The following is a 13,527-nucleotide window of genomic DNA, read 5'->3' on the forward strand; positions in this document are numbered from 1 at the left end:
GATTTCTCAGGGTTTTTTTATACAATTTCCGAAACGAATAGCTTATAGTTCCTGAAGCAGCACTGCATTCATATTTTCCGGAGTGATTCCGATTTCCCGGAGCAGTACCCGGATGTCGCTATTGTTTTTGTTTTGCAGTAATTGCAGCAATTTTTCCCGGTCGTATCGTTTTAAGGCTCTTTCACAAATTAAAGCCCCGATCATATAAGGAACGGAAGTTTCATTGTCAATATAGAACCTTTCAAACGGATTATCGATATAACGCTGAAAATCGATCGTATTGCCTTTTTGGAGGAACTTTTTAAGATTGTTTTTATGCCAGTCATAACTGTACAATCCGCTGCCGCCCAAATAGGTTGCAATACCTTCATTCAATATTGCAGCCACATTGGGAAAGAGTTTGTTTACATAGATATGGACAATTTCATGTGTATAGCAATCGGCGTTATTGCCTGAAAAAACGGTATTGTTGGATTCTGCCAGGCCGCCGGTTTCCGAAACATACATCAGCGGATTATAATCAAAACCTTTTATCCGGAACAGTTCCTGCGGACTGGTGCAGGAGTAATAATGGACCGGAATCGGGCTGCAATTAAAGAACTTGCAGATTTTTACAATATCAAGCTTTTGCTGATTGGCCTCAACGCTGTTTAATTTCTTTAAAGGCGAGATAAAATAATGAATACTTTCAATTGTCACAGGAGTATAATCCCGGGTGGCATAGTCCAGATAATGACTAAATAGGATGTCGTTGTGGATGTGATTGGCCACAATATTGTAAATACACCGTATCGTATTGTCCTTTGTTTGGGTATTATAACCGATGTACGCAATTTTTACGATCTTACAATCGGCAGTTTTTGTATCGATGATCTCCATAAGCGTAGGCTTATAGAAGTCCGTCCCGAATTTGCTGTTTTCGATATTAACAAGGTCTGTATAAGGTGTTTTATATTTTTCAAAATCACTTTTCAGCCAGTATTTATTTTCCTGTGACGATTGATTTTTTGTAGCCAGAAATCCGGTCAGCGCCGTGATGATCTTTTTGTTGATTTCTTTTTCACGGTCAATTACCGGGGATATCGTCAGATGGATGGACGGCTCCTTTTGTTTTTGGGAAAAACAACCGATATGCAGTGCGATAAAAACAAATAGCAGGATCTTTTTCATTTTAAAAACCAATCAGTGTTAATTATAGGGTATAAAAACGTTCCCGGTCCAGGATCCAGTGTATCATGTCGTGGCTTCGGGACCATTCCGTAAAATTTATTTTCGTTAGTATTTTTGCAGAATCGACATTGCTAATTAAACTTCTGGCGGTTATGGTCACCACTTTTGGATCGGAAAATGCCCGGTCTACCAGGTTTTTAGCCGCTTCAAACGCATATCCTTTTTTGCGCTGCTGCCGGATAATACCATATCCCAGATCTATTTCGCCCTGGGCATTCGGTATTCCTTTAAAGCCCACATCGCCAATGATACACATATCGTCCTGTTTAATGATCATCCAAGACTCAAATCCGGTAGGATAACCTGACAATTGCAGATTGTTGATTATTTTCGGCAGGGTTTCCATTACATCGTCATCCGGCCAGCCGTCGGCAATATGAATCCCGAGATTGTGCAATTCGGTACAATTGCCTTCAAGGACATCCATCGCAACGCTGCGGGTAAAAGGAATTAAAAACAGCCGTTCTGTGGTAATTTTTTCAGTGGTCATCAAACAGTAATGATTAGTGTTTAAAAGCTGAAAAATAGTAAATAAATAAGAAACCCTGAGAATTTCCCAGGGTTTTATATATTGTTTTTCGATTGTTTACAGCATCATCCCGCCGGATACCTCAATACGCTGGGCATTGACCCATTTGGCATCATCGGTACATAAAAAGGCAACAACACTGCCAATATCGTCCGGAAGTCCCACACGGCCTAAAGCCGTTACGGAAGCAATCTGTTTATTCAAATCGGAATTGTCACGAACAGCGCCGCCGCCAAAATCTGTTTCAATGGCTCCCGGTGCCACCACATTAACACGGATACCTCTTGAACCAAGTTCTTTTGCCTGGTATTTTGTTAAGGTCTCTATAGCCCCTTTCATCGAAGCATAAGCGGCATATCCCGGAAAAGAAAAACGGGCTAATCCGGTAGAAATATTAACAATTCCACCGCCATTGGCAAGAATTGGCAAAGCCTTCTGCGTCAGGAAAAAAGTTCCTTTAAACTGAATGTTCATTAAGGTGTCGAATTGCTCTTCGGTAGTTTCTGCAAAAGAAGCGTGAATACCAATACCGGCATTGTTAACCAGATAATCCAGGGTAGCGGTCTTGAAATGTGTTTGTAACGTTTGGGCTGTTTCCTGCCAGAAAGCATCAAAGCTTTTACTTTCCGCTACATTCAGTTGGATGGCAGCCGCTTTTAAACCGTATGCTTCAACTTGTCGCACGACTTCAAGAGCTTCCTCTTTTTTACTGTTGTACGTCAGAATAATATTGATTCCTTTTTGAGCAAGACTTAAGACCATGTTTTTACCAAGTCCGCGGCTTCCTCCTGTTACTAAAGCTATTTTTTGTGACATTGTTCTGAATTTTAATGTTTTACAAAGGCAAATTTAAAGCAGTCCTGCCGTTCCGTTATGGTGACAGCTTAAGTATTAATGGTGATAGTTTAAGTTTTTTAGGTTAGTAAATGCAGTATTTCCTGCCAGTTATTAACCCTGGTATGCGGATGGTCGTGATTGTTATTATTGTGCGGCTGCGAGAACAGTAAAGCCCTGCCTTCAAAATAGTCCAGATTTTTAAAATGATCGTCAATCATGATGTCGCCTTTAACAGCTGTTTTGGAACCGCAGAAAACAATTTGTTTCCAGGTAATGAACGGGAAGTGCTCCTCAAGCCAGTAGAACTTTTCTTCCAGGCTGTTTGGAAATTCCATGGCGGCAGAAACAATAAACAAATCGTATTTTTCATTTAAGAGTTCCAAAGCTTTAATACTGCCTTCCATAACCGGAAGTGTTCTGAAAAAACCGGCAGTGTTTATGTATTCATAGGCATTTTTAAACACGGTAGCTTCCGGTTTGCCATTTAAATTTTCAATACGCTGGGTTATACCCATCTCGACAGTTTCATACTGAATAAGTTGGGCATATATGTCGGCTAAAACACCATCCATGTCTACTAATAATCGTTGCTTCATAGTTCTTGTAATGATTTTACTAAATATTTGGGTACTTCGGTATATCCTTGTCTGTAATAGAATTTATGTGCTTCCGTTCTTCTGGAATGCGAATGCAGTTCGATACGGTCACAATTGTGCTGTTTTGCCAAAGCCACACTGTATTCTTCCAGCTGCTTTCCGATACCTTTACTCCGGGCATCGTGGTCTACGGCAAAATAGCTGATTCTTGCGAAATCGCCTTTTAAAGCCAGTTGCGGAATAAAATGAATGGAAATAAAAGCCAGTACCTGTTTGTTTTCTTCATAAACCAGTAATGCTTCATCCGGATGCTTCAGTAATAAAGCTATCTTTTCGCTGAGAAAAGCAGCAGTACCGGGATAATCCATTTGTGCCAGTAAATCGCAGATGCGGTCACTATCGGCTAAGGTAGCTTTACGTATCGACATAAGGTAAGAGTATTATACTCAAAGCTAATTTTTTATCAAGGAGTAACAATGGATCCGCCTGTTAATTTTACTATAATTTTTGATAAAGAAATACAGGCATTCAGGACTTTGCAGCAATGCAGCTTTTATCGGCTTTGCCAAAATTGTTTCCTGGATATTGAGCGCACTTTCCGGTCTGTAGAGTTAAGGAGTATGGCCTTTAGGCACATTCCGGGTATAGCAATGGATCCCGCCGCCATATAGATTTAAGGCAATGGTAGCCATTGCCACCACCTTTCTTTCCGGAAACACGCTTTGCAGGATGCGCAACGCTTCCTCGTCTTTTTCCTTTACCTTATACGGCATTCCTTCCCGGTAATATTTCTGGGCAATAACCAGATTATTGGTAATTAAAAAGTTGCAGTAACTCAAAGCCGGCATCACTTTCATTTTTTCTTTCGGAAACGGACTTCCGTCGCGCAATTTCCCATGAAGCATGTCGTGTGCCTGCTGATAATCGTCAAAAACAGGATCGCCTTCCTGAATGTTTACATATATGGGTTCCGGAACCGGCATTTTTATAATGGTAAACGGATCGCCGTGATTGTCGGTTTCACCTTTTAAATGTAAATAAGCGATATCCAGACGTTCCTTATTATAAGCATGGATTGGATTACTCAGGGCTTCTTCTTCTGTAACATCGGCAATAAGGATGGTATTGCGGTTGACAAAACGGCACATCTCATCGATATGCCCGTTTGCCGATCCTGAACGATAAGCAATAAGATCACCGTTTTCATCAGGGATAGGACCGCTGTACATATCTTCATCGTCATAAGTGGCATACGGCAGCCAGATTATTTGGGACAGGTTGAAAACCCGTTTAAACTCCGCTTCAACCTGTTCTTTTGTCCAGCCTTTGTTGCGTTTGTTTACTTCGGTATCTTCAATGGTCATCAGGATTCCATCGCCGTTAAACTCCCGGTTTCCGCCTTCGCTGGTTAAGCGGGTAAATATTAAATTTTCAACAGCCACGAATTTCGCGTGAACACGGTCAAATTCCTCCAGTTTTTTCGAAACAGGATGATTGTTCGGATACATACCGTAAGTGTCAAAATTGAAATCGGCTACGGCACGCTCTCCATGATTGTTGACTAAAATTTCAGCCCCAAAATCCCTTGAAAAAATAAGCTCGGCTGGGAAGATCATAAAACGGATTTTGCTGACGTCGATCCGGTTGTTTTCCAAAGTAGTTATCACATACTCTTTCTGCGCATCGTCATAACAACTAATGATCACCGCAACATGGTCGATTAAGTACTGTAGCAATTCCAGGCTTACCGCTTCAATATCAAATTCCTTCGACTGTGTTGCATATTTATTGACCGGCCAGATTATTAAAACCGATTCCTGTTCTTCAAATTCACCAACCGTTTTAAAATCATGTACTTTCATTTTTCAAACTTTAAAGGGAACCTATAAAGTTACGGAATATATCGCTTAGTTGGTAGGCGGAGCATAGGTAACAATGTCAATTCCAATACCGTTCGGGTCCACTATTGCAAAATGCCTGTCGCCCCAGGGTTCGTCGCGCAATTCGATGGCAATGGCGATGCCTTTGTTTGTTATCATTTCATATACGGCATCAACATGGTCAACTTCTATGGTGAGATACATACCCTGTCCGGCAAACGGTTTTTGGAATAAAGGCTGTTGCGAAGGATGATCGGGAAGTAAAAAACTAAGTTCACTGCTGTTGTCCGGAGCGTGCAGCAACAGGTAAAAATCATTTTCAAAAGTTACTCCAAACCCCAGGACGGATGTGTAAAAGGCTTTGCTTTCGGCTAATTTTTCGGTTACGATACCGGCATTTAGTTTCATAATTGTAGTTTTAATGGTTTATCTGTGGCAAATTTCGGGGATGTTACCGGAACCGGATTGTAAAAAACGGACAATCTTATTTGAGTACATTTCCGGGAGTAGCGCCATACATATTTTTAAACTCTTTGATAAAATGCGCCTGATCATAATAACCCGCATCAAAAAATAACGGATTCTCCCGTAAGGAAGGCTTTTCTTTCAGGATACTTTGAAAGCGAACGACCTTGGAAAACGTTTTAGCCGAATCGCCGATGTAAAATTCAAAAAGACGGCGCAGCTGTCTGGAGCTGATGCCGGTATCCAGATCTTTTTCGACAGCCAGTGTGCCGGAGTTTTCCAGAATGAGGGTCATTGCCTTAAAAAAGCGGTTGTCCGGCTGGAAAGCAGCGGTGCTGATATGCTTTAAATAATAATGATCCAACAGCGTTTTAATAGCCTGCAGATCCAGTTTCTCATTAAAATGCTGTGCTAAAAATGTAGCATTATCCGGCAAGACCAATGCTAAAAGTTCATACCTGTTAGCAAGTTCAGCGGCATTGATGCTAAAGAGCAGCGGAAACATGGCCGGGTAAAAACGAACACCTATATAATTAAACGTATTATCCAGCGGGAATTCGGTATACGTTTTGCTAAACCTGATAACATAGCTTTCTTCGGGATTCTGTAATTCAAAGTAAATATCAATACAGCCATCGGCTACCACCCGGTAATGAAATGGTGCGGTTAGTTCAGCCGTTGTCTGTAGCTGCCAGTAGCAATGAATGTAGTGCTGCAGGCGGCTGTCCGGCAGAAATTCCCGATAGCGAACCTGTTCTGCCGTATCCGTAATGGTAGGCTGAATCGGTTGGTATAAGTCTTTTATAGTGAGGATGCCGCTCAAATTGATATTGTTTTTTTGTTCGTTGAATATTCCGGAACAAAGCCGGTCCCTACCCAAACGAATGTAAAAATAATGTCTTAATTTTAGAAAATGAAAAAGATATATCATATAACGTTGTTCATTTTAGTTAGCATGACGGTCACAGCACAAAATTTTACCAAAACAGAAAAAGAAATAATCCATTCCGGAAATACCAAAAGCAAACTGAGAGTGATTCAGATTACGGAACCGGCAGAATTAAAAATACTAAAAACCGTTTCCCGGGATATCAGCCCAAACGATAAAGACTTACCTCTTTTGATTGAGAGAATGTTCAAAGCGGTTACCGATCCGTCCGAAGGCGGTGTGGGTATTGCAGCGCCGCAGGTTGGCATCAATCGCAACGTGATCTGGGTACAGCGGTTTGACAAACAGAATGAACCGTTTGAAGTGTATATCAACCCGCAGATTGTATGGCGCTCCGAACTGTTACGCAAAGGAAACGAAGGCTGCCTGTCTATTCCGGACAGTAGCGGTGACGTATATCGGAATTATACAATACGATTAAAATACCTTGACAGGGAAGGAAAGGCTCAGGAAGAAATCATTGAAGGATTTACGGCAGTTATCTTTCAGCATGAAACAGATCACCTGAACGGTATTTTGTTTACGGACCGATTACTGGAACAAAATAATATGCAGTTTCACAGTATTAATAATGAAACAGCGCTTTTCTTGCAAACCAAACTCAGAAGACAATAATCAGGACGTTTGAGGTCGCTTACGATTTCTGATTGTACATCGTTTTGTAAAAGTCCGCATCAGCCAGTATAATGCTGCGCCGGTGCGGACTTTTTTACAATAGAGCCAAACCGGTTTAACCTTACAAAAACTGCGGGTTTGAAATGTTTGACTGAATATATAGTAAACATTTTAAGAAATAAAAACTGACATAATAATACCGCGTGATAAAATTAACCAATTGTTATATCTTTTAACTTTGAGATGAAATTATCGATAATTTTTATTTTGTAAAGTATTTCTTTACGAAAATTTTGTTAATTTTATAGTGATAACAATTTCCCTTATTAAGATAGATACCCAATATCTATCGAGGCCTAAAATTCTTCACTATGGAAATTACGTTTACATTATCCCCTTTAAAAAAAGTATTTCTTCTTTTGTTCGTTACTGCTGCAATGCAGGCACAAACCGGCAAAGACTCTACGGCAACGGTGGCTCCGGCCAAAGTAAAATACCCGGTATTTCAGTTTAAAGGACTTTTTCAGGCACGTTATTTAACCGGACTCACGGAGAATATAGACCTTAACGGTCTGCATCATTCCGAAGGCGATGTCACCCGGAACTCGTTCGACATTAAGAGAATGAGAACTCAGGTAAAGGCTGCTATTGGCGACCATACCGAAGTAGTGGCACTGGTAAATTTAGCCGATTTCAAATCCGATCCTAAAAATAAGGTTTTGGAAAATGCGTATATCAAATATACCTTCAACAAACATTTTGCATTCACTTTGGGACAATTCCGGCCGTGGTTCGGGATCGAGGAAACCTATCCGGTAGACATTATCAAATCGATGGATTTTTCGAACCAGTATTACGAATTCGGGAAAAACGGCTGGACCAGTTTCCAGATCGGCGCTTCGATGAGCGGAAAGTTTGACATTGGTAAACTACCCGTAACGTATGCAATTTCGGCAGTAAACGGCAACGGCAGAAACCAGGAAATGGACAAAGACAATGGTAAACAATATTTATCAAGAGTAGTATTGGAACTCTCAAAAAAGTACAATATAAACTTTGGTCTGAATGGAGGAATAGGCGAAGTGTTTAAAAAAGAAGTATATGCGGTAGGACTTGACCTGACCGCCGATTATCAAATCATGGACCGCTTGTTTTTTGAAACGCAGATGGAAGCCAAACAGGCCATTAACCATAACCTGTACTTCTCACTGCCGGTTGATGAGAGAACTCCTTATTTAAGCAACTACCAGATGAGAGGATTCTACTTCCTGCCGAATGTCCGCTACGAAATCAAATACAAAAAACTTAGTGCGATTGAGTTTTCCTGCCGTTACGAATACCTGGATTCCAATTTCAGGATCAATTCCAACCCAAGACAGTCACTGGTACCAATGTTAGGATTCGAATTCCTGAAAGATTACGGTGCCCGGATTCAGCTGGGAATGCAGATCGACCGCTACAAACACACGGTTGACAATACAACCACACACAATAACAATCTTTTGATATTACAGGTTCAGAGCCGATTATAAACGTTTATTAATATAAAACAGCACTTATGAAAGAAGTAAACATCACTAGAGTATTGATTACTTTGGCAGTGGGAATGCTATTATGGTTCATTCCCGAGCCGGAAGGCGTAAAACCCGAAGCCTGGCATCTTTTTGCCATTTTTGTGGCCACGATTCTGGGCATTATCCTCAAAGCAGCACCAATGGGTACGATGTGTATGATTGCCATCGGGATTACGGCATTTTCACAGGTATTGGCACCGGGCGAAGCCGGGAAGTCAATCACTTTAGCATTAAGAGGATTTGGGGATAAGGTTATCTGGCTCATTGGGATTTCTTTCTTTATTGCGAGAGGATTTATCAAAACCGGATTGGGAAACCGTATTGCCTTCCTGTTTATCCGTATTTTCGGGAAAAGCTCATTGGGGCTGGCGTATGGTCTTGGACTGGCCGATTTGTGCCTTGCTCCGGCTATTCCGAGTAATACCGCAAGAGGCGGCGGGATTATCTACCCAATCATGAAATCAATGGCGATCAGTTTTGGTTCCGAACCCGATAAACCGGAAACCCATCGGAAATTAGGTTCGTTCCTGACGCTAAACAGCTATAACATGAACCTGATTGCTTCATCAATGTTCTTAACCGGAACAGCGAGTAATCCGATGTGTCAAAAATTTGCAGCCGATTTAGGGATTAAAATTTCATGGATGTCCTGGGCTTTGGCAGCAATAGTTCCCGGACTGGTATCCTTTTTTGTTATTCCGTTTGTACTGTATAAACTATATCCGCCGGAATTAAAGAAAACCGGCGATGCGCCACAGGTAGCCGCAAAAAAACTGAAAGAAATGGGACCGATTTCCCGTAACGAATGGCTGATGCTGTTCGCTTTCTTCCTGCTGTTGTTTTTGTGGATCACCGGCGATTTATTTTCTATTGATGCCACCACAACTGCTTTTATCGGTTTGATCATGCTGTTGCTCACATCGGTATTAACATGGGAAGACATTAAATCCGAAAAAGGAGCCTGGGACACGATTGTCTGGTTCTCTGTTTTGGTCATGATGGCAAGCTCCCTGAACGAATTGGGCTTTATCGGCTGGTTTAGTAACTTGGTAAAAGTTCAGATTGGCGATTTAAGATGGCAGATTGCCTTTCCGGTAATCGTTCTGGTGTATTTCTTCAGCCATTACCTGTTTGCCAGTGCCACGGCCCACGTAGCCGCCATGTATGCCGCTTTACTGGGAGTAGGAGTATCCCTGGGAATTCCGGGACTGCTATTGGCATTCATGCTGGGATTCATCGGGTCTTTATACGGTACGTTAACCCATTACGGACACGGGCCGGCTCCGGTATTTTTCGGAAGCGGATATGTGGATCTGAAAAACTGGTGGCTCCGCGGTCTGGAAACCGGATTAATACTGTTGTTTATTTATATGGCAATAGGCGGACTCTGGATGAAAATCATAGGTTACTATTAATTAAAAACAATATCGCATGCAATCACTTTCAAGAAAAATATTAATGTGTCTGACAGGATTGTTTCTGTGTTTCTTTTTGGTCATTCACCTTTTAGGAAACCTGCAATTGTTTCTGCCGGCAGAAAAAGCACAGCTGCAGTTTAATGAATATTCCCATTTTTTATCGGGCAATCCGCTGATAAAGATTGTTTCGTATGTGCTGTATGCTTCCATTATTCTCCATGCCGTATATGCGCTGGTTATTACGGTAAAGAATAAAAAATCGGGTGGTGATTATAAAAAGGACAACAGGGGAAGAGCCAGTAAATGGTACAGCAGGAACATGGGCATCCTGGGAACGATCATCCTGGTCTTTTTAATCATCCATTTTAAAAACTTCTGGTACGAATACAAATTCGGCAGCCTGCCTTCGGACGCTAATGGCAACCGGGATTTATACACACTGGTTGTTACGACCTATCAGGAATGGTGGTATGTGGTGATCTATGTATTGTCGATGATTGCTTTGGGCTATCATTTGCTGCACGGTTTTTTCAGTGCGGTAAGAACACTGGGTGTTTTTCATCCCAAATTCGTAAAATGGTTCCGCTATTTCGGCATAGCCTATTCGGTAGCCATTAGTTTCGGATTTGCGGTAATCCCGGTGTATGTCTATTTTATCAATAATAAATGAGCCGGTGGAATTTCCGGATTCATAAAAAAGTAGTAGTATGAAGATAGATGCTAAAATACCAGCCGGACCTTTAGAGGAAAAATGGTCCAATTATAAAAAAAATGCGAAGTTGGTAAATCCTGCCAACCGAAAAAAAATAGAGGTCATTGTCGTAGGAACCGGTTTAGCCGGAAGTTCTGTTGCAGCCTCCCTGGGAGAAATGGGCTATAATGTCAAATCTTTTTGCTTCCAGGACAGTGCCAGACGTGCGCACTCCGTTGCGGCACAGGGCGGTGTGAATGCCGCAAAGAATTATAAAAATGACGGCGATAGCGTGTACCGGATGTTTGTGGACACCCTGAAAGGCGGCGACTTCCGTTCCAGGGAAGCCAATGTGTACCGGATGGCGGAATGTTCACTGAATTTAATTGACCAGGCGGTTGCACAGGGCGTTCCGTTTGGCAGGGAATACGGCGGGTATCTGAACAACCGTTCTTTTGGCGGTGTTCAGGTGAGCAGAACGTTCTATGCCAGAGGACAAACCGGGCAGCAATTGCTTATCGGAGCGTATCAGGCCTTAATGCGGCAGGTCAGCAAAAAAACGGTACAATTGTTTACCCGGCATGAAATGCTGGATCTGGTTGTTATTGATGGAAAAGCAAGAGGCGTTATCGTCCGGAATTTGGATACAGGCGTTATCGAACGTCATGCTGCCCATGCGGTAGTGCTGGCAACGGGAGGATTTGGTAAAATTTACTATTTATCCACATTAGCGATGGGATGTAATGGTTCGGCAATTTGGAGAGCCCATAAAAAAGGCGCTTTAATGGCAAGTCCGAGCTGGACACAAATACACCCGACTTCGTTACCGCAATCCGGCGACTACCAGTCCAAACTGACATTAATGTCTGAATCCCTGCGAAATGACGGCCGTATCTGGGTGCCGTTAAAAGAAAACGAACAACGGCCGGCAAATGATATTCCGGAAGCGGAACGCGATTATTACCTGGAAAGAAAATACCCGGCTTTTGGAAATTTAGCACCCAGGGATATTTCGTCCCGGGCGGCAAAAGAACGCATCGATGCCGGATTTGGTATTGGTGCCTTAAAAAATGCCGTTTATCTCGATTTCTCCAAAGCGATAAAAGAACAGGGCGTTGCTAAGATCAAAGAAAAATACGGAAACCTTTTCGATATGTATCGCAAAATAACCGGGATTGATGCCTATAAGGAACCGATGATGATTTCACCGGCAGCCCACTTTTCGATGGGAGGTTTGTGGGTAGACTATGAACTGATGACCACAATTCCGGGACTGTTTGCATTGGGTGAAGCGAACTTTGCCGATCACGGGGCAAACCGCCTGGGTGCCAATTCGCTGCTGCAGGCATCTGTGGACGGCTATTTTATAGCGCCCTATACAATGGCAAACTATCTTTCCGGAGAAATCCATACCGGGAAGATCGATACCAATCATCCGGCTTTTGAAGAAGCAGAACAAACGGTTAAAGAACAGCTGAATCTTTTGATACACTGCAAAGGCGATAAAACGGTGGATTACTACCACAAGGCATTGGGCAAAATACTGTATGACTACTGCGGACTTTCCCGTAGCGAATCCGGTTTAAAGTTTGCCATTGAAGAAATCAAAAAACTCCGGACTGCATTTTACCAGAACGTACACATTCCCGGTGAAGCCGGAGCGATGAACAATGAGCTGGAAAAAGCCGGACGTGTAGCCGATTATTTGGAAATAGGCGAGTTGATGTGTTATGATGCCTTAACCCGTAATGAATCCTGCGGCGCGCATTTTAGAGAAGAATATCAGACACCGGATGGCGAAGCCTTACGAAACGATGCCGAATACCAGTTTATTTCGGCATGGGAGTGGAAAGGCAAAAATGCAATGCCGGAACTGCATAAAGAAAATCTGGTTTTTGAATATGTGAAACCAATTGTCAGAAGTTACAAATAACCTAATGAAAAAGAATATGAAGTTACATTTGAAAATTTGGAGACAGGAAAACAAAGACACCGAAGGAAAATTAGTCGATTATTCACTGGAAGATATCAATCCGCACATGTCTTTTTTGGAAATGCTGGATACCCTGAACGAAAAACTCATTTTAGCAAACGACCAGCCGGTAGAATTCGACCATGACTGCCGGGAAGGCATCTGCGGACAATGTGGTGTAATGATTAACGGACTGGCACACGGGCCGCTTAAAAATACAACCACCTGCCAGCTGCATTTACGGGAATTTAAAGATGGGGAAACAGTAGTGATCGAACCGTTCCGTTCCCAGGCATTTCCGGTAAAGAAAGATTTAAAGGTAGACCGGAGTGCGTTCGACCGGATTATCTCTTCCGGCGGATACGTATCGGTAAATACCGGTCAGGCACCGGAAGCAAACGGTATTCCGGTGAACCATAATACAGCCGAAGCGGCTTTCGACTCGGCGGCCTGCATTGGCTGTGGGGCCTGTGTGGCTACCTGCAAAAACGGAAGTGCCGCTTTGTTCACCTCGGCCAAGATTACCCATTTGGTCAAACTGCCGCAGGGAAAAGAAGAAAGAGACCACCGTGTGTTGAGCATGGTACACCAAATGGATGCGGAAGCTTTCGGACATTGTTCCAATACAGAAGCCTGCGAAGTAGAATGCCCGCAAAGTATTTCAGTACTCAATATTGCCCAAATGAATTATGAATACAACCGGGCAAAAATTTTAAAACAATAAACGCACCAATTTTATATATTTTTAACAGAAGAAAAGAGGACAGCCAC

The 13,527-nt window shown here is 42.4% G+C and carries 14 protein-coding genes; 6 read left to right on the top strand and 8 right to left on the bottom strand.

All coding sequences use genetic code 11. From position 1 onward, the window contains the following. Positions 1 to 42 precede the first annotated feature (42 nt). The 8 genes from HW120_RS11140 to HW120_RS11175 all read right to left on the bottom strand — a co-directional run bounded on the left by HW120_RS11140 (position 43) and on the right by HW120_RS11175 (position 6,468). Positions 43 to 1,170 (bottom strand): hypothetical protein, encoded by a 1,128-nt coding sequence (locus tag HW120_RS11140; RefSeq protein WP_177734128.1) that lies wholly within the window; start codon positions 1,168 to 1,170, stop codon positions 43 to 45. Between the two features lie 22 nt (positions 1,171 to 1,192). After that, positions 1,193 to 1,720 (bottom strand): GNAT family N-acetyltransferase, encoded by a 528-nt coding sequence (locus tag HW120_RS11145; RefSeq protein ID WP_177734130.1) that lies wholly within the window; start codon positions 1,718 to 1,720, stop codon positions 1,193 to 1,195. Between the two features lie 96 nt (positions 1,721 to 1,816). Continuing rightward, the gene (locus HW120_RS11150) at positions 1,817 to 2,575 is read right to left on the bottom strand and encodes an SDR family NAD(P)-dependent oxidoreductase (protein WP_177734132.1); all 759 of its coding nucleotides are present in this window, start codon (positions 2,573 to 2,575) and stop codon (positions 1,817 to 1,819) included. Positions 2,576 to 2,673: 98 nt separating this feature from the next. Continuing rightward, positions 2,674 to 3,192, bottom strand: a complete 519-nt coding sequence (locus HW120_RS11155) for a 5' nucleotidase, NT5C type (protein ID WP_177734134.1) — start codon at positions 3,190 to 3,192, stop codon at positions 2,674 to 2,676. Then, positions 3,189 to 3,620, bottom strand: coding sequence for a GNAT family N-acetyltransferase (locus tag HW120_RS11160; RefSeq protein WP_177734136.1), 432 nt, complete (start codon positions 3,618 to 3,620; stop codon positions 3,189 to 3,191). Before HW120_RS11160 ends, HW120_RS11155 begins: the two co-directional genes overlap by 4 nt. A gap of 183 nt (positions 3,621 to 3,803) precedes the next feature. After that, complete coding sequence (locus HW120_RS11165) at positions 3,804 to 5,054, bottom strand: agmatine deiminase family protein (RefSeq protein ID WP_177734138.1); 1,251 nt, start codon at positions 5,052 to 5,054, stop codon at positions 3,804 to 3,806. Positions 5,055 to 5,099: 45 nt separating this feature from the next. Next, positions 5,100 to 5,480, bottom strand: a complete 381-nt coding sequence (locus HW120_RS11170) for a VOC family protein (protein WP_177734140.1) — start codon at positions 5,478 to 5,480, stop codon at positions 5,100 to 5,102. Between the two features lie 76 nt (positions 5,481 to 5,556). Continuing rightward, positions 5,557 to 6,468, bottom strand: coding sequence for an AraC family transcriptional regulator (locus tag HW120_RS11175; protein ID WP_177734142.1), 912 nt, complete (start codon positions 6,466 to 6,468; stop codon positions 5,557 to 5,559). Here HW120_RS11175 and def point away from each other — a divergent pair. The 6 genes from def (at position 6,451) to HW120_RS11205 (ending at position 13,480) form a co-directional block, all read left to right on the top strand. Next, positions 6,451 to 7,101 carry a peptide deformylase gene (def, locus tag HW120_RS11180; protein WP_177734144.1) on the top strand — a complete coding sequence of 217 codons (651 nt, stop codon included), beginning with the start codon at positions 6,451 to 6,453 and terminating at the stop codon, positions 7,099 to 7,101. The genes HW120_RS11175 and def overlap by 18 nt on opposite strands. Before the next feature lie 437 nt (positions 7,102 to 7,538). After that, a complete protein-coding gene (locus HW120_RS11185) occupies positions 7,539 to 8,633 on the top strand; it encodes a porin (RefSeq protein ID WP_246297061.1) in 1,095 nt (364 codons plus the stop codon). A gap of 26 nt (positions 8,634 to 8,659) precedes the next feature. After that, on the top strand, positions 8,660 to 10,090 hold the full coding sequence (locus HW120_RS11190) for an anion permease (protein ID WP_177734148.1): 1,431 nt from the start codon (positions 8,660 to 8,662) through the stop codon (positions 10,088 to 10,090). A gap of 16 nt (positions 10,091 to 10,106) precedes the next feature. Then, positions 10,107 to 10,763 carry a succinate dehydrogenase cytochrome b subunit gene (locus tag HW120_RS11195; protein ID WP_177734150.1) on the top strand — a complete coding sequence of 219 codons (657 nt, stop codon included), beginning with the start codon at positions 10,107 to 10,109 and terminating at the stop codon, positions 10,761 to 10,763. Positions 10,764 to 10,800: 37 nt separating this feature from the next. Next, positions 10,801 to 12,717, top strand: coding sequence for a fumarate reductase/succinate dehydrogenase flavoprotein subunit (locus HW120_RS11200; RefSeq protein ID WP_177734152.1), 1,917 nt, complete (start codon positions 10,801 to 10,803; stop codon positions 12,715 to 12,717). Positions 12,718 to 12,733: 16 nt separating this feature from the next. Next, on the top strand, positions 12,734 to 13,480 hold the full coding sequence (locus HW120_RS11205) for a succinate dehydrogenase/fumarate reductase iron-sulfur subunit (protein ID WP_177734154.1): 747 nt from the start codon (positions 12,734 to 12,736) through the stop codon (positions 13,478 to 13,480). Positions 13,481 to 13,527: the final 47 nt, after the last annotated feature.

The sequence above is a fragment of the Flavobacterium inviolabile genome (assembly GCF_013389455.1).
In the GTDB taxonomy this organism is placed as follows: Bacteria; Bacteroidota; Bacteroidia; order Flavobacteriales; family Flavobacteriaceae; genus Flavobacterium; species Flavobacterium inviolabile.

Coding starts and splice junctions, on each gene's coding strand:
- HW120_RS11165 (WP_177734138.1), bottom strand. CDS start 5,054: ATGAAAGTACATGATTTTAAAACGGTTGGTGAATTTGAAGAACAGGAA.
- HW120_RS11185 (WP_246297061.1), top strand. CDS start 7,539: ATGCAGGCACAAACCGGCAAAGACTCTACGGCAACGGTGGCTCCGGCC.
- HW120_RS11160 (WP_177734136.1), bottom strand. CDS start 3,620: ATGTCGATACGTAAAGCTACCTTAGCCGATAGTGACCGCATCTGCGAT.
- HW120_RS11175 (WP_177734142.1), bottom strand. CDS start 6,468: ATGATATATCTTTTTCATTTTCTAAAATTAAGACATTATTTTTACATT.
- HW120_RS11195 (WP_177734150.1), top strand. CDS start 10,107: ATGCAATCACTTTCAAGAAAAATATTAATGTGTCTGACAGGATTGTTT.
- HW120_RS11200 (WP_177734152.1), top strand. CDS start 10,801: ATGAAGATAGATGCTAAAATACCAGCCGGACCTTTAGAGGAAAAATGG.
- HW120_RS11190 (WP_177734148.1), top strand. CDS start 8,660: ATGAAAGAAGTAAACATCACTAGAGTATTGATTACTTTGGCAGTGGGA.
- HW120_RS11140 (WP_177734128.1), bottom strand. CDS start 1,170: ATGAAAAAGATCCTGCTATTTGTTTTTATCGCACTGCATATCGGTTGT.
- HW120_RS11205 (WP_177734154.1), top strand. CDS start 12,734: ATGAAGTTACATTTGAAAATTTGGAGACAGGAAAACAAAGACACCGAA.
- HW120_RS11170 (WP_177734140.1), bottom strand. CDS start 5,480: ATGAAACTAAATGCCGGTATCGTAACCGAAAAATTAGCCGAAAGCAAA.
- HW120_RS11145 (WP_177734130.1), bottom strand. CDS start 1,720: ATGACCACTGAAAAAATTACCACAGAACGGCTGTTTTTAATTCCTTTT.
- HW120_RS11150 (WP_177734132.1), bottom strand. CDS start 2,575: ATGTCACAAAAAATAGCTTTAGTAACAGGAGGAAGCCGCGGACTTGGT.
- def (WP_177734144.1), top strand. CDS start 6,451: ATGAAAAAGATATATCATATAACGTTGTTCATTTTAGTTAGCATGACG.
- HW120_RS11155 (WP_177734134.1), bottom strand. CDS start 3,192: ATGAAGCAACGATTATTAGTAGACATGGATGGTGTTTTAGCCGACATA.